The organism is Cellulomonas telluris, assembly GCF_004886325.1.
GTDB classification, from domain to species: domain Bacteria; phylum Actinomycetota; class Actinomycetes; order Actinomycetales; family Cellulomonadaceae; genus Cellulomonas; species Cellulomonas telluris.
The window spans coordinates 576,219-599,522 of the sequence record NZ_QXFN01000004.1 but is presented as its reverse complement, the minus strand read 5'-3'; the positions used below and the strand labels follow the sequence as shown (position 1 = coordinate 599,522).

Here is a 23,304-nt window from a genome sequence, read left to right as displayed (position 1 = left end):
TCCCGCATCCTTCGCCACCACCTGTCGACAGGAGATCTGATGACCACGACGTCCGACCCGACCACCGCCGCGCCGACCCCCACCGACGCCCTCGGGGAGGGCTCGGGCGCGGCCGCCGCGCCCGAGCGGCTCGCCGCGCACGTCGTCGGCGGACGCGTCGTCGACGCCCGCGGCGGGCGGGAGGTCGTGCGCTTCTCGCCGGTCGACGGCGCCCCGACGGTCGTGCTCGTCCCGGCGGACGCGGACGAGGTCGCCGAGGCGGTGGGCGCCGCGCACGCCGCGCGCCGGACGTGGCGCCGCACCGCGCCCGGTGCACGCGCCGCGGCCCTGCGCACCGCGGCGGCCCGCGTGCGCGAGCAGGCGGACGAGCTCGGCGCGCTCCTGACGGCCGACACCGGGCGCCTGCTGACGACGTCGGTCGAGTCGGCGCGCGTGGCGGCGGACATCCTGGAGGAGGCCGCGACCACGGGGCTGGGCGCCACCGGCCGCACGCTGGCCGGCGACCCGCTCGCGCTCGACGTCGTGCGGCGCGAGCCGCACGGCGTCGTCGCGGTCATCACGCCCTGGAACGACCCCTACCCGGCGGCAGCCGGCCTGCTGGCCGCGGCGCTGGTGACGGGCAACACGGTCGTGCACAAGCCCTCGGAGCGCAGCCCGCGTGCCGGGTGGGCGCTCGGGCGCCTCGTCGCGGAGGCGTTCCCGCCCGGGGTGCTCGAGGTCGTCAACGGCGACGGCGGGACGGGCGCCGCGATCGTCGCGGACCCGCGCGTCGCGCTCGTCGCGCAGGTGGGCAGCTCCGCGACCGGGCGGGCGATCGCGGCGGCGGCCGGCGCCCGCGGCGCCCGCGTGCTGCGCGAGAACGGCGGCAAGGACCCGATCGTGGTCGACGCGGGCGTCGACCCGGCGTGGGCGGCGCAGCAGATCGCGACCGGCGCGTTCACGAACACCGGCCAGCTCTGCACGTCCGTCGAGCGCGTCTACCTCCACGAGGACGTCGCGGACGCCGTCGTGGACGCGCTCGCCGCCCTCGCGCGCGACATGCGCGTCGGCGACCCCACCGACCCCGCCACGCAGCTCGGCCCGCTCGTCGACGAGACGCAGCTGGCCGTGGTCGAGGAGCACGTGGACGCCGCCGTGGCGGCGGGTGCGCGGGTCCTCGCCGGCGGGCACCGCCTGGACCGGCCCGGCGCGTTCTACGCGCCGACGGTCCTCGACGGCTGCACGGCCGACATGACGGTGCTGACCGAGGAGACGTTCGGGCCGGTCGCGGCGGTCACGCGCGTGCCGGACTTCGCGACGGCCCTCGAGCTCGCCGACACCGGGGCGTACGGGCTCGCGGCGACGGTCCTCACGCCGCGCCTGGAGCACGCGCTCGAGGCCGCGGAGACGCTCGACGTCGGCACCGTGAAGGTGAACGCGGTGTTCGGGGGCGCGCCCGGCGGCTCGGCCGACCCGCGCCGCGAGTCGGGTGCGGGCGCGGGCTACGGGCCGGACCTGCTGGCGGCGATGACGGTGCTTAAGGCCGTGCACGTCGAGGCGGCGGTCACCCCCGCCGGCTGACGCCCCCACCCGCGGGGACCGGACGCGTGCCCGCGCGACCGGTCCCCGCGGGTGCCACAGTGGCGGGGACAGCCCCGCCCACGCGCCGAGGAGGGAACATGACCAGGACCGTCTCCGAGGTCGTCGACCGCGACGCCGTCACGGCCGAGGTCACGACCACCGTGCGCGAGGTCGCCGAGCTCATGCGCGAGCGGGCGGTCGGCGACGTCGTCGTGCTCGACGGCGGCCGGCTGGCCGGCATCGTGACCGACCGCGACCTCGTCACGCGCGTCCTCGCCGTCGGCGGCACGGGTGCCGACCCGGTGGGCCAGGTGTGCACGCCCGACCCCGTGCACGTGGCGCCGGGCACGACGCTCGAGGAGGCGGCCGCCCTCATGGCGGACAACGCGGTACGCCGGCTGCCGGTCGTGGACGGGGACGTGGTGCTCGGCGTCGTCTCGCTCGGCGACGTCGCCGTGTCGCGGGACGCGGGCGACGTGCTGGGCGACATCTCGGCGGCGCCGTCGACGTGACGCCGCGCGCGGCGCGCGGACCCGCCGCCGGGGTGCGGCCCGCGGCGCCCCCGGCGATGCTGGGTGGCGACGTCGAGCAGCGCGCGTCGACCCGTCCGCCGGCGGGCGACCCGCCGGCCGAACCCACGAGGAGTGCCCATGGCCTCGACCTCACGCCGCCGTCCGCCGGTCCCGGGACGCGACGGGGGACGGGCATGAGCGGCGACGACATGCTCCTCGTGACGCGCCTCGACGAGCTCGTCGAGGTCGTGGAGGCGCTCGGCGACACGGCGTACGTGCGCTTCAGCGCCGGTCCCGACGTCGACCGGGGCAACCCGAGCACGGACGGCGAGAGCGGCGCGACGCTGCCCGGCCTGAGCGTGAACCGCCTGAGCCCCGAGCCCTGGTGGACGCGCCCGTCGCGCGAGTGGATGGCGCGGCAGGTGTGCCAGTACGCCCACCTCGCCGGGGGCGAGCGCTACGCGTGGGTGCTCACCGGTCGCGAGGCCGGGCGGGGCCCCGACAGCGAGCCGCTCGTGGACGACGTCGTGCCCGTCGCCCGCCTCGCGCAGTCCGCGCTCGACGAGGCGACGGAGGTCTACCACCGCGCCATGGACCCGGGCTCGATGCCGGGCTGACCTGCGGGGACGCGCGGACGCCGGTCGGTCGCGCGCCGCGGTCCGGAGCCCGTGGCGATCCCGCGTCCCGGCGTGCGGCCACCGCGGACCGGTGCCAACGTGGGACGCATGAGCGAGGAGACCACGGGCTACGACCCGGCACAGGACCCTGACAGCGACCCGGAGAGCCTGAACCCGCGCACGGGGGCGCAGGCCAGCGGCGAGGCGAGCGCCGAGTCCGGCGACCCCGACGCCGACCCGGACAACCTCAACCCGCGCAGCACCGAGGACGGCACCGCATGACGGAGCAGCTGCCCGAGAGCTTCGACCCCCAGCAGCCGGACCTCCCGTCGCTCGGCGTCGACCCGGACCCGGTGCCCGAGGGGCACGAGGGCGAGGCGCCGACGCCGGACCGCGACGTCGAGGACCCGTCCTGACCGCGGCCCCGTCGCACGTCGCCGGCCCCACCCGGGAGCACCGGGTGGGGCCGCGCGACGTCGTGACCCTGGGACCGGCGGAGCAGGCGCGCGTGCTGTCGACGGTGGTCGCGCCGCTGCTCGCGCAGGGTGCGATCGTGCGCCGGCCCCGGGTCACGGTCGCGGCCGAGCGCGCCCGCAGCGACGCGCGGGCCTCGGCCGTGCTGGAGCAGCTGGCCGAGCGGTACGACCGCCGGCCGGTCGCCGTCACGCTCGGGCGGCGTCGCCTCGTGCTGCCGCTGCACCACGAGGACGGCCGGGCGGTGCTCGACGCGTCGCCGGACCCGTTCTCACCCGCGTCGTGGGAGAAGCGCGCCGCGCTGTCGCACTTCCAGCCGCGCGGCGTGCTCATCAGCCCGCTCGAGGAGCGGCCCGCCCTGCGGGAGTGGAACGAGCGCGCCCTCGACACCGGGCGCCCCGTGCACTCGGCCGGGGAGGGCGTGGTCGGCTCCCTGCACGCGCTGGCGGCCGGCATGGTCGGTGCCGCGCGCGAACGCGGGGGTCTCGGCTTCGACGACGTGGACGGCCCGCTGTGGCAGGCCGCCCGCACGGTCGCGCTGGGCCCGGGGGCCAGGGACGACACCGTGCTCACCGACGAGCTCCAGGCGCTGCGCACGCGCGCCAACTGGGCGTTCGCGGTGCCGCAGCGGCGGGCCCTGCGCGCCCGGTTCACGCGGCACGTGCTGGACCACGTGCGCCGCGCCCCGGCCGACAGCCTCGCCGGTGCCGGCGTCGCCCGCGGCGGCTCCCCGCTGCTGGCCGCGACCCAGGTGCCGCACTGGCTGTTCGCGTTCGACGCGGTCCGCATCGCCCTGTGGCGCGCGCTGGCCGTCGCCGCCGCCCGCCCCGCCCTGCAGGACGCGCTGCGCGCCGAGGCCGCGCAGGCCGCGGCCGCGGGCGGGGTGCACGTGCTCCCGCTGGCGCGCGCCGCCGTGCTCGAGAGCGTCCGGCTGTGGCCGACGACGCTCGTGCTGCTGCGCGAGACGGTCGCGCCCACGGTCTGGGGCGACGGCGTGCTGCCGCCCGGCCACGGCGTGGCCCTCGTCAGCTCGTGGTTCCACCGCGACCCGGAGCGGCGGCCGGCCGCCGACACGTTCGACCCGGGCTTCTGGGACGGCACGGCCTGGACCGGGCCGGCCGGCTCCGCCGAGCCGTGGCTGGTCGTGCCGTTCAGCGCCGGGCCCGTCGTCTGCCCCGGTGAGGACGTGGTGCTCCTCACGGCGTCGACGCTCCTGTCGGACCTCGTGCGCGACGTCCGGTGGAGCCCGGACAGCCACCCGGGCCTCGCCGAGGACCCGCTCCCGCCGACGCTCGCCCACGAGCACCTGCGCATGCGCGCCGCCGCGGCCTGAGACGCAACCCACGCCGCGCGGCGTGCCGAGAAGTCGCGGAGCAGGAGAAGCAGTTCTATCGTCCGAACCGTCCTCGACGTTCCAGCAGGTGGACGTCACGAGGGGGGAGCTCCGACCCGGTTCGCCGGTGCGGACCGGACGACGGGAGCCGGCGATGACGCACGTTGCGCCCGCAGTGGCGGGCGGCCCTGCGACCACGACGGGGACGGCAGCACCGCCGCGACGACGACGCCGGCTCGACCGCGAGGCGATCGCGGGGTACCTGTTCATCTCGCCCTGGGTCGTCGGGTTCCTCGTCTTCACCGCCGGGGCGATGCTCTGGAGCCTGTACATCTCCTTCACGCGGTACAACCTCGCCACGGGCGCCACGACGCCGGTGGGCCTCGACAACTACCGCGAGCTGCTCGACGACCCCCGGGTGGCGACCGCGCTCGGCAACACGCTGTTCTACGCGGTGCTCGCCGTGCCGCTGGAGATCGCGTTCGCGCTGTTCCTCGCCGTGCTGCTGGACCGCGTCGGCAAGGGCGCCGGCTTCTTCCGCACGGTCTTCTACCTGCCGAAGATGACGCCGGCCGTCGCCACGGCGGCGATCTTCTTCCTGCTGCTCAACGGCTCGAACGGCGCGATCAACCGGTTCCTGCGCAGCCTCGGCCTGCCCGCACCGCAGTGGCTGGTCGACCCGGACTGGATCAAGCCGTCGATCGTGCTCATGTCGCTGTGGGCGGTGAGCGGCACGATGGTGATCTTCCTGGCCGCCCTCAAGTCGGTCCCGCGCGAGCTGTACGAGGTCGCGACGCTCGACGGCGCCGGGCCGTGGCGGCTGTTCCGGCACATCACGGTGCCGATGATCTCCGGAGCCATCTTCTTCAACACGATCGTGCTGACGATCGCCGCGTTCCAGATCTTCGACTCCGCGTACCTGCTGTTCTGGCGCGACCAGGGCTCCAGCGCACCGGACGCGTCGCTGTTCTACGCGATCTACCTGTTCCAGCAGGCGTTCCGTCAGTTCAACTTCGGCTTCGCCGCCGCGATGGCGTGGCTGCTCTTCGTGATCGTCATGCTGGTCACGGTCGTCCAGGTGCGGTTCGGGAACCGCTTCGTCTACTACGAGGCGGATCGCTGATGGCTGCCACGACCACCCCCCTCGGCGCGCCCCGGCAGGTGCCCGCGACCCCGACCCGCGCCCGCGGCGTCGACGAGGCCACGCCCGTCTGGCGGCGCAGCCGGTTCAGCGGCGTCGGCCGCGTGGTGCGCTGGGTCGTGCTGCTCGCCGTCACGGCGCTGTTCCTGTACCCGCTGCTGTGGCTCGTCGCCGCGAGCCTGAAGACGCGCGGCCAGGTCTTCGACAACTCCCTGATCCCCTCGCCCGTGCGGTGGGACAACTGGGTCACCGTGTGGCAGGAGCTGCCGCTGCTGAGCTGGCTGACGAACAGCGTGTCGATCGCCGTGCTGGCCGCGGTCGCGGTCGCGGTGTCGAGCTCGCTCGTCGCCTTCGGGTTCGCCTGGTTCCGCTTCCCGGGGCGCAGCCTGCTGTTCGGTCTCGTGCTGGGCACGATGATGCTCCCCGGCGCGGTGACGATGATCCCGACCTACCTCATCTGGAAGGAGACGGGCCTGCTCGGCACGTGGGTGCCGCTGTGGGGGGCCAACCTCTTCGGCTCGGCGTTCTACATCTTCCTGCAGCGGCAGTTCTTCCTCGGCCTGCCGCGGGAGATCTTCGAGGCGGCGCTGATCGACGGCGCCGGATACTGGAAGCAGTTCTGGCGGATCGCCATGCCGCTGGCCGTGCCCTCGTTCGTCATCGTGCTGCTGTTCGAGTTCCAGGCCTCGTGGAACAACCTGCAGTCGGCGCTGATCTACCTCAACGCGGGCAGCGTCGAGCAGTTCACGGCCCCGCTCGGGATCGCGTACGCGATGACCCGGTACAGCCCGACCGCCGGCGGCCAGGGCGACTACCAGTACGTGATGGTGGCGTCCCTGCTGGTGACGCTGCCCATGCTCGCGCTGTTCGCCTTCGGGCAGCGCTACTTCGTCGACGGCATCGCGACGACCGGACGCAAGGGATGACCCCCATGAACACTGCACGACGCACGCCTCTGCTGACCGGGCTGGCACTCGTCACGGCCGCCGCGACCCTGGCGGCCTGCGGCCCCGGGGGCGGCGGCGGGGGAGGTGCCGGCGGCGGCGAGCCGACGGACTTCACGACGGCGCCGACGGGCGAGCTCTCGGCCTGGGCGTTCGACAACGCGGACGACGTGGGCGAGGCCCGCATGGAGTACGCCGCCGAGCAGCTGGCGGACGTCGACATCACCATGGACCAGACCTCGTTCGACGCGCAGAAGTTCACGACCCGCGTCGCGGGCGGGCAGGTGCCCGACGTCGTGCAGATGGACCGCCGGTTCGTGCCCACGTACGCCGCCCAGGGTCTGATCCAGCCGCTGGACGCCTGCTACGAGGCGCACGGGGTCGAGGCCGACGAGCGGTTCTACGACTTCGTCGTCGACGACGTGGAGTGGGACGACCAGCTGTGGGCGGTGCCGCAGTTCTACCAGCCGCCGGCGATCATCCTGAACACCCGCGTGACCGAGGCGGCGGGCCTGACGGACGAGCAGTTCGACACCTCGAAGCCGGACCAGCTGCTCGAGGCGGTCGCGGCCACGTACACCGCGGAGGGCGGGACGCCCACCCGGCTCGGCTTCGACCCGGTCGCCACCGGCCAGGCGGGGCTGTGGGTGCTCGGCATGGGCGGGCAGCTCACCGACGAGGAGGGGCGGCCGACGCTCGACGACCCGTCGAACGTCGCGGGCGTGGAGCTGCTCAAGCAGATCACCGACGCGCAGGGCGGGTACGCCCAGGTGAAGTCGTTCAGCGACGCGTTCGACACCTTCGGCGACGCGAACCAGTACGTGACGGACCAGGTGGCCGCGCAGGTGAACGCGCAGTGGTACCCGAACGTGCTCTCGCCCTACATCGGCCAGGTCCAGCTGCGCGCCGTGCCGTTCCGCGGCGCCGACGGCGAGCCCTTCGCCGTCGCCGGCGGGTCGGCGTTCGTCGTGCCGGCGGGGGCGGCGAACCCGGACGCCGCGTGCGCGTGGATGCTCGCGCTCACGGAGCTCGACGCCTGGGAGGCCGCGGGGGAGGCGCGTGCCGCGACCCGGGAGGAGGACGGCGGCATCAACACCGGCCTGTTCACCGGCTCGCCCGAGGCGGACCAGCTGGTCCGGGAGCGCTGGGTGGTGGAGACCGGTGACCCCGGCTTCGACCAGGTCATCGCCACCTACTACGACGTCCTGGACTACGGTCGGACGTACGGCGCGTCCCCTGCCGGTCAGGAGATCACCAACGCGCTCAACAACGCGGTCACCGAGGCGCTGCTCGGCGACGCGACGGTCGAGGAGGCCCTCGCCGACGCGCAGCACGCGGCCGAGCGCGCGTACGAGAACGTGACGGCGGAGGGCTGACCGACGAGGTCCTCCCGCGAGGAGAGGACGGCACCGTGGACGAGCCGGTCGGCGAGGCGATCGAGCGCCTGCACACCACCCTGGTCGAGGCGACCGACGTGCAGCAGGTCCTCGAGGCGGTCGCGCACGCCTGCGCGGGGATCGTCGCCGGTGAGGCGGGGGAGACGACCGTCACGCTGCGCCGCGACGGCCGCGCGACGGCCGTCGCGTGGACCGGGGAGCGCGCCCGGCACTGCGACGAGGTCGAGTACGCCAGCGGCGCGGGCCCCTGCCTGAGCGCGCTCGACCTCGGCGAGACCGTCCTCGTGCACGACGTCGCCGCCGACCCGCGGTGGCCTGCGTGGCGTGACGCGGCCGTCGAGGCGGGCTTCGTGGCGGCGGCCGCGTTCCCGGTGAGGGTCAACCCCGACCTGGAGGTGTCGCTTAACGCGTACTCCGACGCTCCCGGGGTCCTCGACGACGCCTCGGTCGCCCGCGCCCAGGCGCTCGCCGGCGAGCTGCGGCACGTCCTGCGCTACTCGCTGCGGCTGCTCGAGCTGGCCACCACGACCGCCGACCTGCGGACGGCGCTGGAGTCGCGGGCCGTCATCGACCAGGCCATCGGGATGGTCATGGCGCAGAACCGCTGCTCGGCGGAGGAGGCGCTGGCGCTCCTGCGACGGGCGTCGCAGGGTCGCAACGTGAAGCTGCGCGACCTCGCGCACGAGATGGTCCGGCGCGTCGGCGGCGCGGAGCCGCCCGAGTCGACGTTCGAGCCCCGCAACGGCTGAGCGGCTCCTCGACGGCTGCGGAGGCGCCGCGCGGGGGCGGCGGGTGCACCCACCCGCCGCCCCCGTCGTGCGTCGTCCGCCGCTCAGTCCCGGCCGAGCACGTCCTCCGGGCCGACCCCGAGCAGGAACGGCGCGAGCTGGGCGGCGAGCGTCTCGTTGCGGGTCCCGTCCGCGACCACGTGCTCGACGACGCCCTCGGCGATCGTCCGCAGGTTCACGTTGCTGCGCATCGACGCCTCCCGCAGCAGCGCGAAACCGAGCTCCGGCGTGAGGCCGTAGGCGGCGGCGAGGATGCCCTTGGCCTGCTCGATCGTCGCGCGGGAGGCCGCGGACGCGGCGATCTGCGCGGTGGCGAGCCGGCTGCCCTCGGCGGCGACCAGCCGCGTCACGTCCACCAGGTCCACCTCGACGGCGTCCTCGGGCGTGCGGCGGTAGACGGCGACGACGTGGCGCTCCTGGCCCAGCGCGTCGCGCATCCGGAACCGGGAGTGCGCCGGCGCCGTGGTGGCGGCCGTCAGCTCGGCCCACCACCGGTCCCGGTCACCGGCGTCCACGTGGGCCAGCACGAGCTCGGTGGTGGGGACGACCTCGCCGACCTCGAAGCCGTGCAGGGCGAAGCACTCGTCCGACCACCACCAGGTGCCGTCCGCGGGGACGTGGCGGAGCCGCGCCGTCACGGCGGCGGGGACGTCGCGACCGACCGGGCGGTCGTCGCGGAGGGTGGTGGACACGGGATGGGGCCTCACGTCGGTCAGGAACCGTCGGGCCGTGTCCTGACCCGTGGTGAAAGTTAGGCGAACGGACGTGGCGAAGCAAACGGGCGACGGGCGGTTCGCGGGCGAGTGCGCAGGTCAGTCCAGCGACCGGTACCCGTTGACCTTGTGCGTGCCGTCGCACCAGGGCTTGATCGCGGAGCCGCCGCACCGGCACAGCGCGACGGTGGGCCGCGGCTTGTCGACGGGCCTGCCGTCCTCGTCGCGCAGGTCCACGTCGCCGCGGACGAGCACGGGGCCGTCGGGGCAGAACGTCAACGAGGCCCGTGGTGCGGGGGTGCGCGACGCCCGGTACGCCGGCGCACCCGTGTCGTTCGTCACGTCGGTCGGGTGCGGCTCCTGGCTCATGGCGTGCTCCTCGGGTCGGGCGCGGGACCGGCCGGGCGGCCGGCCGGGCGCAGGTCGCGTTCGCGGTGCGCGGCGACGCGCAGGCGGGTGCCGGCGTACGGGACGCCGCCGCGCAGGCGCAGCACGAGCGCGGCCCACGCGCAGACCCCCCGCTCGAGGCACCACAGCGGCGCCCACAGCGCCGCCGTCGCGGGGAAGCGGTCGGTGCCACCGGCGCGCCGGCGCCCCGTCTCGGCGAGCGCGACGACCGCGGTCGCCCCGGCGACGACGAGACCGGGCCGGCGACGCACCAGTGCCGCCGCCGTCAGCGGCAGCACGGCGAGCTCGGCCGCGAGCCGCGGTGGCTGCGCGAGGCTGTCGTACGCCTGGCGCACGCGCTGGTCGAGGAACCGGTGCACGTCCGGCGGACGGCGCTCGACCAGCACGTCGAGCGCGACGTGCTCGCGGCCGCCGCGGGCCCGCACCGTCCGCACGAGCTCGAGGTTCTCGAACAGCACCGCGTCGTCGTAGCCGTGCGGGGGCAGCGCCGAGCGGCGCACGAGCAGCGTGCCGGGCCAGTCGCCACCGAGCGCCCGGTTGAGCAGCGCCCGGCCGGTGTCCCACCGCGCGTGCCACGGCGCGGGCGCGAAGACGTTCTGCGGCCGGACGACCTCGGCGTCGTCGAGCAGGCGGAGCGCGCGGCGCAGGTCGGCCGGGTCCCACCGCACGTCGTCGTCGGCGACGACGACGCGCTCGGCGTCCGTGACCCGCAGGCCGTGCCGCACCGACACCGCCTTGCCGTTGCGTCCCGGCGGCGGCGTGCCGACGCGCTCCTGGCGCACGCCCGTGGGCAGCCGGCGCGCGTGCGCGTCCTGCACGTCCGGCGGCGAGCCGTCCACCACGACGACCGGCAGCACGGCGGCCACGCGCGTCAGGTACTGCCAGGTCTCGTCCGCCACGGGCGCGGGGGAGCGCAGGGGGAGCAGGTAGACGGCGTCCTCGACGGCCGCGGGGCCCGCGTCCGGGGCCCGCTCGTCGAGGCCCGGGGACACGCTCACAGCGGCAGGCGCAGGGAGGACTCGCCGGCCTCCCACCGCGCGATCGTGCGCGCCCCGGCCCAGCCCTCGACGGCGAGGCAGACCGCGGCACCCCACAGCACGTCGTCGACGAGCGCCGGCTCCTCCTCGGCGAGGTTGCCCGCGAGGTCGCGCGCCGCGATCTGCTCGTGCACCGCGTCCGCCGCGACGTGCTCGTCGAAGTACCAGGTGGTCGCCTCGTCGTCGTGACCGAGGCGGCGCAGGCCGTTGCCGTACAGGCGGTTCGGCAGGGACGACGTCATCTCGAACGCGGCGAGGTGGCCGACCGTGGCGCCGCGCAGGCGCCGCTGCAGGCCGAACAGGGACATGACGTTCGACGACGCCAGCGTGGCGGCGGGGACGTGGTCGACGTAGCGGCCGTACGTGTCGTCCAGTCCCAGGCCCCGCAGGGACGACGCGAACAGCGCGTGGTGCATGCGCTCCGGGTCGCCGCCGCCGTACTCGTCCGCCTGGATCTCCACGAGCGCGGCCTTCGCGCGGCCCCCGAGCCGGGGCACGGCCCACGTGTGCGGGTCCGCCTCCTTGAGCTGGTAGACCGACTTCTGCACGAGCAGCTCGCGCACCTGGTCCTCGGTCGCGCGGCGCGCGACCCAGCGGGACAGGCTGGGGGAGTCGTCCTCCTCGGTGAGGCGGAAGAGGCGCGCGGCGACCCCGGTGCGGGTGCGGTCGCCGCAGTCGGGCACGGGGACGCGCGTCCGCAGCTCGGCCTCCACCAGCCCCTCGAGCGTCGTGCGCACGCGCAGCAGGTCGACGTCCCACTCCCAGGCGTCGTCGACCCCGGCCAGGCCCCGGTAGTGCAGCTCGTACAGGCACAGCAGCGCGTGCTGGACGTCGTCGTCCTCGAGCCACGACGCCGGGGGCGCCGCGACGGCCGCGTCGACCGCCGCGTGCAGCGCAGCCGTGCCGCGGTCGGCGCCCGTCAGCAGCCGGACGAGCGCCTCGCCGACCGGTCCGCGCGGGGCGGGCAGGGGCATCGGCCGCGTGGGTGCGGGCCCGGGCTCGGCAGGGACGTCCGTCGGCACCGACGTGCTGGTCATCGTTCTCGTTCCCTCGGGCTGCGGCGCCGGGGCTCGACGCGCGACCCATCGTGGCCCCGGCCCCCGTGGCCCGCCACCGGAACATCGGCCGCCACGAGGCGCTCACCTGCGGCTGCGCCCATGGTCGGCACCCGGGACGCAGCCGCAGGACGAGGGCTCGCGCGTCAGACCCCGCCGGGACGCAGGACCGCCCGCAGGCAGCCGTCGTCCTTCTCCTTGAACAGGCGGTACGCCTCGGCGCCGTCCTCGAGGTCGAGCACGTGCGTCGCGAGGTACTCCGGCGCGAGCTCGTCACGCGCCATGAGGTCGAGCAGCGTCGGGATGTACTTCTGCCCGTGCATCTGCGCACCCCGCAGCGTGAGCCCCTTGTTCATCAGGGCACCGAGGGGGAACCGGTCCGCCCACGCCGCGAACACGCCCAGCACGGCGACGCGCCCGCCCTTGCGGCAGTGGTAGATCGCCTCGCGCAGCGGCGTGATGCGCTCGGTCTGCACCCGCGCGAGCTGCGTGACCTTGTCGAGCGCCGCCAGGGGCCCGGTGGCCCCGGACGCCTCCATGCCGACCGCCTCGATGCACACGTCCGGCCCCCGGCCGGCCGTGAGGTCGAGCAGCGCGTCGCCGAGCGCGTCCTGCGGGTCGAGCACGTCGCAGCCCAGCTGGTCGCGCGCGACGGCGCGGCGGTACGGGTCGGTCTCGATGACGACGACGCGGTCCGCACCGAGGATCTGGGCGGAACGGGCCGCCATCTGGCCCACGCCTCCCGCACCCCACACGGCCACGACGTCGCCGGGCCCGACCTCGCCCAGGTCGGCCGCGCCCATCCACCCCGTCGCCGCGGCGTCCGAGGCGAACAGCGCGCGCAGGTCCTCGACCCCGTCGGGCACGGGGAACGCGCCGACGTCCGCGAACGGCACGCGCACGTACTCCGCGTGGGAGCCGGCGTACCCGCCGAGCGCGTGCGAGTAGCCGAAGCACCCGCCGGGCGCGAAGCCCCACAACGTCTCGGTGACCGCGGGGTTGCGGTTGCCGTTGTCGCACAGCGAGAACAGCTGCTGCCGGCAGTACCAGCAGCTCCCGCACGCGATGAACGAGCTGACGACCACCCGTTCGCCCACCCGCCGGTCGCGCACGCCGGGCCCCACCTCGACGACCTCGCCGAGGAACTCGTGCCCGATGACGTCGCCGTGCCGCATGAACGGGATGTACCCGCCGAGCAGGTGCAGGTCCGAGCCGCACGTGACGCTCGCGGTGACCTTGACGATCGCGTCGTACGGCTGCTCGATCGCGGGGTCCGGCACGTCGCCCGTGCTGACCTCGTTGACCCCGGTCCACTGCACCGCCCTCACAGGCGTCCCTCCCGTCCCGCGGCGCGCAGCACCGCGTCCAGCGCCAGCCCCTGCGGCGTCGGGGGTCGGCCCGACAGGTCGTCGGGCGGCATGGTCGAGCCGGTCTCCAGCTGCTGCTTGAGCAGCCGCAACGTCTGCCGCGTGCCGGCCCGGTCGTGGCCGTCGTCGTCGACCCGTAGCTCCGTCCCGCGCCCGCCCGGCGCCGGCGTGCGCCGAGCCCGCGCCAGCAGGGCGCCGAGCTCGTCGTCCAGGCCGGTCGCGCGGGCGTCGACCTCGTCCGCCGTGAGCGCGACCGTGACGGCGAGCGTCCCGCGACCGGGTGCGTCGAGGGCCGTGCGGCCGCGCCGGAGCACGACCGCCGTGGCGGCGCCCGCACCGAGCGCCGCCACGGCCAGCAGTCGTCCGCGCACGCTCACTCGCGGTGCAGCTTGTCCTGCACCCGGCCGGCGACCTTCTCGACGGCGTTCGGCACGTCGGTCGTGCCGTACAGGCGCGAGTCCGGGCGCGTGGGCTTCGGCGCCGGCACGCCCGCGGGCGGCTCGGCGACGTACGTGAACTCGCCCTTGCCGTCCGGGGTGGGGCCGGACGCCCAGCTGCCCTCGGAGGCGTGCTCGCCGTTGGAGAAGTTGATGTACTGGTAGGACACGTCGCGGTGCTCCTTGGAGAGCGGGAAGTTCGACGGCACGGGCAGCAGCTCGTGGCCCTCCTCCTGCAGCTCCTTCGCGGCGGCGATCCACTGGTTCTGGTGCATCGTGTCGCGCGCGAGCAGGAACGCGAGCATGTCCCGCACGCCCTTGTCGTCGGTCATGTGGTAGAGCCGCGCGACCTGCAGGCGGCCCTGCATCTCGGCGTTCGCGTTGGCCGTGAAGTCGGCGAGCAGGTTGCCGCTCGCCGTGACGTACCCGGCCGTCCACGGGTTGCCGTTCGAGTCCACGGGGCGCGCGCCCGCACCCGCGACGATCGCGTGCTGCGGGTCCGTGCCGCCCACGATCGCGGCGACGGTCGGGTCGTCCTGGACGGCCCCCTCGACGATGCCGATCGGGGCGTCGTCGAGCAGCTGCGCGATCATCGTCGCGAGCATCTCGACGTGGCCGAACTCCTCGGCACCGATCCCGTAGAGCAGGTCGCGGTACTTGCCGGGGATGTGGGCGTTCCACGACTGGAACCCGTACTGCATCGCGACCGTGATCTCGCCGTACTGCCCGCCGAGCACCTCCTGCAGCTTGCGGGCGAAGACCGCGTCGGGCTTCTCGGGCTTGGCGTGGAACTGCAGCTCCTGGCGGTGGAAGAACATGTGGCTCCCTCTCGCTGGCACGCAGGCGTCCCCGGTCGGGACGACCGCCGGCACGCGCCATCTCCTCGACGCGCGGTGGTCCTGCCAGTCAAACAACGCCCGGCGGGGGACGCACCCGGAGGCCGGACACGCGTCCGGACCGGCGTGGACGCGCCCGCCCGCTCCCGGATGGCCCTGGCACGGTGCGCCGGGGACCATGTCCTGCGCCGGCGCGTGCAGCAGCCGCGGCCCGGCGCGTGAGCACCGAGGAGCAGCGTGAGCGCCACCCCTGCCCGGACGGCGCCCGTCGACCGTCCCGTGCGCGAGCCCGTCGTGTCCGTGGTCGTGCCCGTGCGCGACGACGCGGCGCACCTGGACGCGTGCCTGCGGCGCCTCGCCCGTCAGAGCGTCGCGCCCGACGAGGTGGTCGTGGTCGACAACGGCTCCTCCGACGCGAGCGCCGACGTCGCGCGCCGGTGGGGCGCCCGCGTCGTGCACGAGCCGCGTGTCGGCATCCCGGCGGCCGCCGCGGCGGGCTACGACGCGGCGCGCGGCGACGTCATCCTGCGCCTCGACGCGGACTCACGGCCCGACGAGGGCTGGGTCGCGCACGCCCTGCACGTGCTGGCCGACCCGCGCGTCGACGCCGTGACGGGGACGGGCCGGTTCGACCTGGCCGGCCGGCGTGGGCGGCGCGTCGCGCGGGCGTACCTGGGCGCCTACTACGTGCTGGGCCACCTCGCGGCGGGCCACCCCGTGCTGTGGGGGTCGTCGATGGCCGTGCGCGCCGACGCGTGGCGCCGGGTGCGCGAGCACGTCACCCGCGTCGAGGACGTGCACGACGACCTCGACCTGGCGCTCGCGCTCGGCCCCGCCGCGCGGGTCGTCGTCGACCGGGGCTGGTGCGTGGGGGTGTCCGCACGGTCCGTCCGGTTCGGCCGCCAGTGGGTGACCCGCCTGGGGCGTGCGTTCCGCACCCTCGGGCGGCAGTGGCGTGTGCTGCCGCCGTGGGAGCGCTGGGCCGCACGGTGGCGGCCGGTGCCCCACCGGTCCTGACACCGGCGTGGCCGTCCCTGCCGCCGGGCCCGGGCTCCTCGCCCGGGCCCGGCACCGGGCAGCGGGTCAGACGTCGCCCTGCGGCGACGTCGCGTCGGTGCCGTGCTGCGTGAGCTCGCCGAGGAACTGGTGGCAGCGCTGCGCGCGCTCGGAGTCCTCCCGCATCACCTGCTCGAAGAACGCGGCGATCTCCTCCTTGCCGGCGTTGCGGGCGTCGCGCACGTACTGCCCGTAGTCGTGCCCCGCCTTGAGGGAGTGGTACTGCACGGAGATGAGGTCGAACGTCACGTCGTCGAAGCCGGTCTCGCCAGTCGCCATGGGTGCCTCCTGCGGTCGACGCCCGCGGGCGGTCGCCCGGCCCGTCGGGGCGTGGTGCGGCGGCCACCTGCTGGACCGTCGTCGTCGTCCACGCTGACGAACGGCGACGGCGTCCGCAACCGGCGGGGGAGACCTGCGTCACACCTCGAACGTGTAGCCCATCCCGGGGCTCGTGCGGATGTGCCGGGGGTGAGCGGGGTCGTCCTCGAGCTTGCGGCGCAGCTGCGCGGAGTAGACGCGCAGGTAGTGGGTCTCGTCCGAGCAGGCAGGACCCCAGACCTCCTGCAGCAGCTGGCGGCGCGTGACGAGGCGGCCGTGGTGCCGGACGAGGACCTCGAGCATCGCCCGGTCCGTCGGGGTTCACGGACCCTTGACGCCCCGGACCCCCGCGTCGGCGGACCCCTGACGGGGTGCCGCGGACCGTCAGCCGGCGGCGGCGCGCACGCGCGGGTCGTGCGACACCGCGAGCACGCGGCCGACGAGGTCGTCCCGCTCGACCGCGTCGGCCAGCACCTGCCCGACCTGGCGTCGCGCGACCTTCATCGACGCGGTGCGGTCGTCGTCCGCGACGAGGGCGGGCACGGCGACGTCGTCGTCGGTCAGGTTGACGGGCTGCACCTCGACCCAGTCGAGGCCGCTGGCGTGCACGAGACGCGCCTGCCGCCGGGTGTCCGCGATCTGCGGCGCGAGCAGCACGGCGAACAGCGCGCGCATGAGCACCGGCAGTCGCGAGGCGCTCGACCCCACGCCGTAGGACGTCTGCACCACCAGGCGGCGCACCCCGTGCCGTCGCATCGCGTCGACCACCGCCGCGGTGCCGCGCGAGCGCACGTCCGGCGCCGTGCGGCGCGGCCCGCGCAGCCGCACCGCGAGCGCGTCCTCGCTGATGCCGAGCGTCACCACGACCGCGTCCTGCCCCGCGACCAGCGCGTCGACGGTCGCCGTGTCCGTCGCGTCGCCGTCGACGCCGCGCACGCGCGGCCCCGTCATGGCCGCGGCGTGCCGCGACAGCGCCGTCACCTCGTGCCCCGCCCACACCAGCGCCGCCACCGCCGCGCGTCCGGACCCGCCCGTCGCACCCACCACCAGCACCCGCATGTCGACCTCCGTCGTCCCCGGGTCTCGCCCGGACACCTCCATTCCAGGCCCTCCGTGGCGGACGCGGAACAGCAGGACGTCGCGCGGGCATTGCCGATCGTCCGGAACGGCCGGGAGGATGGCCGGATGACGACGACCCTGCCGAGCCTGTCCGCGGAGGGCGCGGCCGCCCCTGCCGGCCTGGCTCCCGGCGGACCGGGTCCGTGGAGCTCCACGGACCCCGTCGGTGCCGCCCTGCACCGGCTGCGCGTCACCGGGCTCTTCTACTCCCGCACCGAGGCGGCGGCGCCGTGGGCGGTCGACATGCCGGCGCTCGGCGCGTGCGTCAGCTTCCACGTCGTCACCGCGGGGGAGTGCCACGTCGACGTCGACGGCACGTCGGTGCACCTGCGTGCCGGGGACCTCGCGCTCGTCCCGCACGGGCGGGGGCACGCGCTGCGCAGCGCGCCCGGCGTGCCCTCGCTGGGCCGCGTCGACACGCTGCCCCAGGAGTACGTCACCGACCAGTACTCGGTGCTGCGCCACGACGGGCCGGGCCCGCGGACGCTGCTGGTGTGCGGGATCCTCGCCGTCGACGGGCCGGCGTCGCGGCACCTGCTCGCGCTCCTGCCGCCCGTGGTGCACGTGCCCGCGGGACGCTCGCCGTGGGCGGCGGACACGCTGCGCCTCATGGCGGCCGAGGTCGAGCACGCGCGGCCCGGCGGCGAGGCCGTCACCACCCGGCTCGCCGACGTCCTCGTCGTCCAGGCGATCCGCGCGTGGCTGGACGAGCAGGACGACACGACCGGCTGGCTCGCCGCGCTGCGCGACCCCCACGTCGGCCGCGCCGTCGCCGCCGTGCACGCCGACCCGGCCGCGCCGTGGACCGTGGCGGCGCTCGCCCGCGAGGCGGCGATGTCGCGGTCCGCGTTCGCGGAGCGCTTCACCGTCGTCGCCGGCGTGCCGGCGATGACGTACGTGACGCGCTGGCGCATGCACGTCGCCGAGGACCGGCTGCGCCGCGGGGAGACCGTCGCGCGCGTGGCGGCCGCGACGGGCTACGAGTCCGAGGCGGCGTTCAGCCGGGCGTTCTCCCGCGAGACCGGGCGCCCGCCCGGGGCGGTCCGCCGCGGCGACGGCTGAGCCGGCCGCCACGGTCGGCCGGCACCATCCAGCCGCACGGTCAGCCTGCCCGGACGCGCCTCCACCACCGTCCGCGGGTGCGCGTGCGGGGAACCCCGACGGACACCGACACCACCGGGCAGGGCCGTCGGCTCGCACCCGCACGCGCCCTGCCACAGGCTGGAGGCGTGCCGAACCGACTCGCCGCCGCCACGAGCCCGTACCTGCAGCAGCACGCCGACAACCCCGTGGACTGGTGGGAGTGGGGCGACGACGCGTTCGCCGAGGCGCGTCGCCGCGACGTGCCGCTCCTCATCTCGGTCGGCTACGCGGCCTGCCACTGGTGCCACGTCATGGCGCACGAGTCCTTCGAGGACCCCGCCACCGCCGCGTTCATGAACGAGCACTTCGTCAACGTCAAGGTCGACCGCGAGGAGCGGCCCGACGTCGACGCGGTCTACATGACCGCCACGCAGGCGATGACGGGCAGCGGCGGCTGGCCGATGACCGTGTTCGCGACGCCCGACGGGCGCCCGTTCTTCTGCGGCACCTACTTCCCGCCCCGGCGGGTCCAGCAGGTGCCCGCGTTCCCCGAGGTGCTCGCCGCCCTGGCGGCCGCGTGGACCACGCGTCGCGAGGAGGTCGTGGAGAGCGCGGGCAGCGTCGCGGACGCGCTCGCGCACCGTCCCGCGACCGCCGGCGGCCCGTCGGGCGGCGACCTGGTCGACGAGCGCGTCCTCGCGCGGGCGCTGGGCGCGCTCGGCACGACGTTCGACGAGCGCGACGGCGGCTTCGGCGGCGCGCCGAAGTTCCCGCCGTCGATGGTCCTCGAGTGGCTCCTGCGCCACCACGCGCGCACCGGCGACGCCGACGCCCTCGCGATGGCGCGGCGCACCCTCGACGCGATGGCCCGCGGCGGGATGTACGACCAGCTCGCCGGCGGGTACGCGCGGTACTCCGTCGACGCGACGTGGACCGTGCCGCACTTCGAGAAGATGCTCTACGACAACGCGCTGCTGCTGCGCGTGCACCTGCACGCCTGGCGGCTCACCGGTGACCCGCTCGACCGCCGCGTCGTCGAGGAGACGGCCGACTGGCTGCTGGCCGAGCTGCGGACGCCCGAGGGCGGCTTCGCCTCCGCCCTCGACGCGGACAGCGAGGGCCGCGAGGGCGCCTTCTACGTGTGGACGCCCAGCCAGCTGCGCGAGGTGCTCGGCGAGGAGGACGGCGCCTGGGCCGCGGGCGTGCTCGGCGTCACCGGCACCGGCACGTTCGAGGAGGGGTCCTCCGTGCTGCAGCGGCAGACCGAGCCGGCCGACCCCGAGCGGCTCGACCGGTTGCGTGCGGCCCTGCGCGCCGCCCGCGAGCGTCGCCCGAGGCCCGCGCGCGACGACAAGGTCGTCTCCGCGTGGAACGGTCTCGCCGTGGCGGCGCTCGCCGAGGCGGGCGCCCTGCTGGACCGGCCCGACTGGCTGGACGCGGCGCGCACCTGCGCGCGCCTGCTCGCGGACCTGCACACCCACACCGACGCCGACGGGGACGACCGGCTCGTGCGGACCTCGCGGGACGGGGCGGCCGGCTCGGCACCGGGCGTGCTCGAGGACTACGCGGACGTCGCCGAGGGCTACCTGGCGCTCGCCGCCGCGACGGGGGAGCACGAGTGGTCCGCTCGCGCGCAGCGGCTGCTGGCGACGGTCCTGCGCCGGTTCGGCGACGGTGAGGGCGGCTTCTTCGACACGGCCGACGACACGACGGACGCCGTGCTGGGCGCGCTGCGCCGGCCGCAGGACCCGACGGACGGGCCGACCCCCGGTGGGCAGCCCGCAGCCGCGGGGGCGCTCGTGACGCTGGCCGCCGCGACCGGTTCGCTCGAGCTGCGCGAGGCAGCCCTGGCCGCGCTGCGCGTGCCGTTGCAGCTCGCGGTCCGGTACCCGCGGGCGGCCGGGTGGGCGCTCGCGGCGGCCGAGGCGCTGCTCGACGGGCCGCGCGAGGTCGCGGTCGTCGGGCCCGTGGACGAGGCGGCGACGCGCGCGCTGCACCGCGCGGCACTCGCCTCCGGGGCGCCGGGCCTCGTCGTCGCGCTCGGCGACCCGGACCGGCTCGGCGAGGACGCGCCCGCCCTCCTGCGCGACCGCCCGCTCGTCGGCGGTCTCCCGGCGGCCTACGTGTGCCGCGGGTTCGTGTGCGAGCGGCCGGTGACCGACCCCGAGGAGCTCGCCCGGCTGCTGCGCGCCTGACGGCACCGCCGGCACGCGCGACGGCCCGGCACCCCGTCCGGGGTGCCGGGCCGTCGTCGTGGTGTCGCGTCAGACGGTCGGGCTGCCGCCCTGCACCGAGCCGCGCCAGGCGCCGGTCTCGGTGCCGCGGCTCTCGATGAACTCCTTGAACCGCTCCAGGTCGTTCTTCACCTGCCGGTCGTCGGCGCCGACCGCGGCGCCGACCTTCTCGACGAGGGACTCCGCCTCCCACTCGATCTTCGCGGTGACCCGCGTCGAGGTGGCGCCCAGGGGCTGGAACGAGATGTGGCCCGCGTGGGCCGTGCCGTCGACGCTGCGCCACGCGACGACCTGGTCGGGCTCCTGCTCGACGATCTGCGCGTCGAACTCGCGCTCGACCCCGCCGATCTTGGTCTTCCAGTGGGTCAGCGTGTCGCTGACCTGCGTGATCTGCTCCACGCCGTTCATGAAGTGCGGGAAGTCCTCGAACTGCGTCCACTGGTCGTACGCGGTGCGCACCGGGACGTCGACGTCGATCGTCTGCTCGATCGTGGGCATGCCGTCTCCTCCTGCGTGATCGGGGATCGTGCGCGTTCCACGCTAGGTGGAGCGCGCCGGGGCCGCGCGTCGAGCAGCAGCCCGCAGCCCGGCCTCAGCGCCCGCTCAGGCGCGCGCGTCGTCCGCGTCCGCCGCCGGCTCGGTGCGTGCGGAGGAGCGCCGCGTGACCAGGTACAGCACCACGCCGACGGCGAGCAGCACGCCCGCGAGCAGCCAGTGCCGCGGCTCCTGCTGCGTGAGCAGGACGAGGCAGGTGACGATCGCCAGGACCGGCAGCGGCGTCCACGCACGGAAGTGCGGACGGTCGACGTGGTCGCGACGCAGCACCAGCACCGCGAGGTTGGTGCTGAGGAACACGAACAGCAGCAGCAGCACGACCGTGGACGCGAGGTCGACGAGCGAGCCGGTCGCCGTGAGGACCATGGCCACGACCGTCGTGACGACGATGGCGACGACGGGGGTGCGCCGGTTCGGGAGCACGCGGGCGAGCGGGCGGGGGAGCAGGCCCTCCTCGGCCATCCCGTACGCGAGGCGGCTCGACATGATCATCGTCAGCAGGGCGCCGTTGGCGACGGCGATGAGCGCGACGACCGAGAACAGCTCCAGCGGCACGCCGCCCGAGGCGCGGACCACCTCGAGCAGGGGACCGCTGGACGCCTGCAGGTCGGCGGGGGCGACGACGGCGGGGGCGACGACGCCGACGAGCAGGTAGACGACCCCGGCGGTCACGAGGGCACCGAACAGCGCGCGCGGGTACACGCGGCGGACGTCGCGCACCTCCTCCGCGACGTTCGCGGACGTCTCGAAGCCGACGAACGAGTAGAACGCGATGAGCGCCCCGCCGAGGGTCGCGCCCGCCACGGTCGTGCCCTCGGGCAGCTCGAGCAGGCGACCCGGGTCGCCCTCGCCGCGGCCCAGCACGATCGCGCCGAGGACGACGACGAGCAGCAGGCCGCTGACCTCGATCGCGGTCATGACGAGGTTCGCGCGCATCGACTCCTTGATGCCGCGCGCGTTGAGCGCGGCGACGAGCGCGAGGAACACGATCGCGGCGGGGATGGCCGGGACGTCGAGGAAGACACCGAGGTAGTCGCCCGCGAACGCCAGCGACAGGCCGGCGGCGGACGTGACGCCCGCGGCGAGCATCGCGAAGCCGACGAGGAACGAGACGACCGGCTTGCCGAAGGCGCGCTGCGCGTAGACGGCGGAGCCGCCGGCCTGCGGGTACTTCGTGACGAGCTCGGCGTACGACGCCGCGGTGAGCAGCGCCATGCCGAGGGCCACGAGCAGCGGCAGCCACACCATGCCGCCGGCCTCGGCCGAGAGCTCGCCGACCAGCGCGTAGACCCCGGCGCCGAGGACGTCGCCGAGGATGAACAGGAACAGGAGCAGTCCGGTGACGGACCGCTTGAGGCGGGTGGGCGCGTCGGCGCCGGTGTCGGTGCTGGTCACCCGGCCGAGTATCGGGGCGCACGGCCGTGCGCGCGCGGCGGGCGGTCGTGCGCGTGCGACGGGCGGGCCGGTCCGTGCCGGCGGCCGGCGGCGTAGGACGGCAGGCGCAGCGCCGCCGCCCAGTCGTACGTGCGCCACGGGGCGGGCGCGTTCAGGACCGGGTCGAACCGCAGGTCGGTGTCCTCGACCGTCTCGGCGACCAGCCGGCCGTACCGGTGCCACGGGCCGCCCGCGCGGGCCGTCAGCAGCACGAGGTCCACGCGCAGGTCCTCGCGGTCGGCGTCGCCGCGCGCGCCCGGCACCGGCACGGCCCCGAGCAGGACCGGTCCGTCGGCGGTGCGGAAGGGCATGAGCGAGCCGAGGAACCCGCTCCACGGCCGGCGGCGCGGTGCCAGCAGGAACCGCGTCAGGCGTCCGGTCCCCGTCCCCGACAGCAGCACGTCCTGTGGCTGCCCGTCGACCTCCCAGCGCACGGCGAGCCCGTGCACGTCCGGCAGGCCCGGGGGCAGGCCCACCGACCGGGAGACGCGGACGAGCGCCGGCCCGGCGTACCGCAGCTCGCCCCCGGGGGCGTCCGGGTCGTCCCCGAGCCGCAGGGTCCCGCGCAGGACGGTGCCCCGCGGGTGCAGGGGCCGGTCGCGGCGCAGCGCGCCGACGCGGTCGAAGACGGCTCCGAACACCCTGCCGGCGACGCGGGCGGCCGCGGGGGCCTGGGCTGCGGTCATGCGGTCCTCCGGGACGCTCCACCGGGCGCGCGGGCACCGGGCGCCGCGGCGCGACGCCCGCCCAGCATCGCCCGTGGCGCCCGCCCCCGCGAGGCGGCGCACCCTCCGGCTCCTGACCGGCGGCCGAGCCCGCGCCCGGGGGCCGGGGTCGGCTCGCCGGTTCCCCTGGGCACGGCCCGCGCAGGTGGCGAGACTGGTGC

25 protein-coding genes and 1 pseudogene are annotated in these 23,304 nt (G+C 75.8%); 13 read left to right on the top strand and 13 right to left on the bottom strand.

Annotation, left to right across the window (positions count from 1 at the left end):
• Positions 1–39: 39 nt before the first annotated feature.
• From FB586_RS14970 to FB586_RS14930, 10 genes are all read left to right on the top strand, one after another.
• Positions 40–1,560, top strand: coding sequence for an aldehyde dehydrogenase family protein (locus FB586_RS14970; protein WP_136520103.1), 1,521 nt, complete (start codon positions 40–42; stop codon positions 1,558–1,560).
• A gap of 98 nt (positions 1,561–1,658) precedes the next feature.
• Complete coding sequence (locus tag FB586_RS14965) at positions 1,659–2,072, top strand: CBS domain-containing protein (protein ID WP_136520102.1); 414 nt, start codon at positions 1,659–1,661, stop codon at positions 2,070–2,072.
• 194 nt (positions 2,073–2,266) lie between these two features.
• Entirely contained in the window at positions 2,267–2,689 is a 423-nt protein-coding gene (locus tag FB586_RS14960; protein WP_136520101.1) for a DUF6098 family protein, read from the top strand.
• Positions 2,690–2,797: 108 nt separating this feature from the next.
• The gene (locus FB586_RS19480; protein WP_168800570.1) at positions 2,798–2,971 is read left to right on the top strand and encodes a hypothetical protein; all 174 of its coding nucleotides are present in this window, start codon (positions 2,798–2,800) and stop codon (positions 2,969–2,971) included.
• Positions 2,968–3,105: a chromosome partitioning protein gene (locus FB586_RS14955; RefSeq protein ID WP_136520100.1), complete on the top strand. Its 138-nt coding sequence runs from the start codon at positions 2,968–2,970 to the stop codon at positions 3,103–3,105. The genes FB586_RS19480 and FB586_RS14955 overlap by 4 nt, the downstream gene beginning before the upstream one ends.
• Before the next feature lie 44 nt (positions 3,106–3,149).
• Positions 3,150–4,496 carry a cytochrome P450 gene (locus FB586_RS14950; protein ID WP_136520099.1) on the top strand — a complete coding sequence of 449 codons (1,347 nt, stop codon included), beginning with the start codon at positions 3,150–3,152 and terminating at the stop codon, positions 4,494–4,496.
• Positions 4,497–4,650: 154 nt separating this feature from the next.
• The gene (locus FB586_RS14945) at positions 4,651–5,619 is read left to right on the top strand and encodes a carbohydrate ABC transporter permease (protein WP_136520098.1); all 969 of its coding nucleotides are present in this window, start codon (positions 4,651–4,653) and stop codon (positions 5,617–5,619) included.
• Complete coding sequence (locus FB586_RS14940; RefSeq protein WP_136520097.1) at positions 5,619–6,563, top strand: carbohydrate ABC transporter permease; 945 nt, start codon at positions 5,619–5,621, stop codon at positions 6,561–6,563. The genes FB586_RS14945 and FB586_RS14940 overlap by 1 nt, the downstream gene beginning before the upstream one ends.
• 5 nt (positions 6,564–6,568) lie before the next feature.
• Entirely contained in the window at positions 6,569–7,957 is a 1,389-nt protein-coding gene (locus tag FB586_RS14935; protein WP_136520096.1) for an extracellular solute-binding protein, read from the top strand.
• 35 nt (positions 7,958–7,992) lie between these two features.
• The gene (locus tag FB586_RS14930; RefSeq protein ID WP_136520095.1) at positions 7,993–8,727 is read left to right on the top strand and encodes a GAF and ANTAR domain-containing protein; all 735 of its coding nucleotides are present in this window, start codon (positions 7,993–7,995) and stop codon (positions 8,725–8,727) included.
• 83 nt (positions 8,728–8,810) lie between these two features.
• On the opposite strand, the gene FB586_RS14925 is transcribed toward FB586_RS14930, so the two are convergent.
• From FB586_RS14925 to FB586_RS14895, 7 genes are all read right to left on the bottom strand, one after another.
• A complete protein-coding gene (locus FB586_RS14925; RefSeq protein ID WP_136520094.1) occupies positions 8,811–9,458 on the bottom strand; it encodes an ANTAR domain-containing protein in 648 nt (215 codons plus the stop codon).
• Positions 9,459–9,578: 120 nt separating this feature from the next.
• Positions 9,579–9,848, bottom strand: coding sequence for a CDGSH iron-sulfur domain-containing protein (locus FB586_RS14920; RefSeq protein WP_136520093.1), 270 nt, complete (start codon positions 9,846–9,848; stop codon positions 9,579–9,581).
• Positions 9,845–10,885, bottom strand: coding sequence for a glycosyltransferase family 2 protein (locus FB586_RS14915; protein ID WP_246036790.1), 1,041 nt, complete (start codon positions 10,883–10,885; stop codon positions 9,845–9,847). The genes FB586_RS14920 and FB586_RS14915 overlap by 4 nt, the downstream gene beginning before the upstream one ends.
• Positions 10,882–11,961 (bottom strand): iron-containing redox enzyme family protein, encoded by a 1,080-nt coding sequence (locus FB586_RS14910; protein ID WP_246036789.1) that lies wholly within the window; start codon positions 11,959–11,961, stop codon positions 10,882–10,884. Before FB586_RS14910 ends, FB586_RS14915 begins: the two co-directional genes overlap by 4 nt.
• 164 nt (positions 11,962–12,125) lie before the next feature.
• On the bottom strand, positions 12,126–13,307 hold the full coding sequence (locus FB586_RS14905) for a zinc-dependent alcohol dehydrogenase (protein WP_136520092.1): 1,182 nt from the start codon (positions 13,305–13,307) through the stop codon (positions 12,126–12,128).
• A complete protein-coding gene (locus tag FB586_RS14900) occupies positions 13,304–13,723 on the bottom strand; it encodes a hypothetical protein (RefSeq protein WP_136520091.1) in 420 nt (139 codons plus the stop codon). Before FB586_RS14900 ends, FB586_RS14905 begins: the two co-directional genes overlap by 4 nt.
• The gene (locus FB586_RS14895) at positions 13,720–14,601 is read right to left on the bottom strand and encodes a manganese catalase (RefSeq protein ID WP_136520090.1); all 882 of its coding nucleotides are present in this window, start codon (positions 14,599–14,601) and stop codon (positions 13,720–13,722) included. The genes FB586_RS14900 and FB586_RS14895 overlap by 4 nt, the downstream gene beginning before the upstream one ends.
• Before the next feature lie 255 nt (positions 14,602–14,856).
• On the opposite strand from FB586_RS14895, the gene FB586_RS14890 reads away from it, so the two are divergent.
• A complete protein-coding gene (locus FB586_RS14890) occupies positions 14,857–15,636 on the top strand; it encodes a glycosyltransferase family A protein (RefSeq protein ID WP_136520089.1) in 780 nt (259 codons plus the stop codon).
• Between the two features lie 66 nt (positions 15,637–15,702).
• On the opposite strand, the gene FB586_RS14885 is transcribed toward FB586_RS14890, so the two are convergent.
• The 3 genes and pseudogenes from FB586_RS14885 to FB586_RS14875 form a co-directional block, all read right to left on the bottom strand.
• A complete protein-coding gene (locus tag FB586_RS14885; RefSeq protein WP_136520088.1) occupies positions 15,703–15,954 on the bottom strand; it encodes an acyl carrier protein in 252 nt (83 codons plus the stop codon).
• A 138-nt stretch (positions 15,955–16,092) separates the two neighbouring features.
• Positions 16,093–16,314, bottom strand: a pseudogene (locus FB586_RS14880) (winged helix-turn-helix domain-containing protein); the annotation flags it as partial.
• Positions 16,315–16,377: 63 nt separating this feature from the next.
• Positions 16,378–17,052 carry an NAD(P)-dependent oxidoreductase gene (locus FB586_RS14875; RefSeq protein ID WP_136520087.1) on the bottom strand — a complete coding sequence of 225 codons (675 nt, stop codon included), beginning with the start codon at positions 17,050–17,052 and terminating at the stop codon, positions 16,378–16,380.
• Positions 17,053–17,178: 126 nt separating this feature from the next.
• Here FB586_RS14875 and FB586_RS20215 point away from each other — a divergent pair, with 126 nt between their 5' ends.
• Together FB586_RS20215 and FB586_RS14865 are read left to right on the top strand one after the other, a co-directional pair.
• Positions 17,179–18,174 (top strand): AraC family transcriptional regulator, encoded by a 996-nt coding sequence (locus FB586_RS20215; RefSeq protein ID WP_136520086.1) that lies wholly within the window; start codon positions 17,179–17,181, stop codon positions 18,172–18,174.
• A 167-nt stretch (positions 18,175–18,341) separates the two neighbouring features.
• Complete coding sequence (locus FB586_RS14865; protein WP_136520085.1) at positions 18,342–20,390, top strand: thioredoxin domain-containing protein; 2,049 nt, start codon at positions 18,342–18,344, stop codon at positions 20,388–20,390.
• Positions 20,391–20,459: 69 nt separating this feature from the next.
• On the opposite strand, the gene FB586_RS14860 is transcribed toward FB586_RS14865, so the two are convergent.
• The 3 genes from FB586_RS14860 to FB586_RS14850 form a co-directional block, all read right to left on the bottom strand.
• A complete protein-coding gene (locus FB586_RS14860; protein ID WP_136520084.1) occupies positions 20,460–20,927 on the bottom strand; it encodes an SRPBCC family protein in 468 nt (155 codons plus the stop codon).
• A 105-nt stretch (positions 20,928–21,032) separates the two neighbouring features.
• Positions 21,033–22,379, bottom strand: a complete 1,347-nt coding sequence (locus FB586_RS14855; RefSeq protein ID WP_136520083.1) for an APC family permease — start codon at positions 22,377–22,379, stop codon at positions 21,033–21,035.
• Positions 22,376–23,104, bottom strand: coding sequence for a catalase family protein (locus tag FB586_RS14850; protein WP_136520082.1), 729 nt, complete (start codon positions 23,102–23,104; stop codon positions 22,376–22,378). Before FB586_RS14850 ends, FB586_RS14855 begins: the two co-directional genes overlap by 4 nt.
• Between the last annotated feature and the right edge of the window lie 200 nt (positions 23,105–23,304).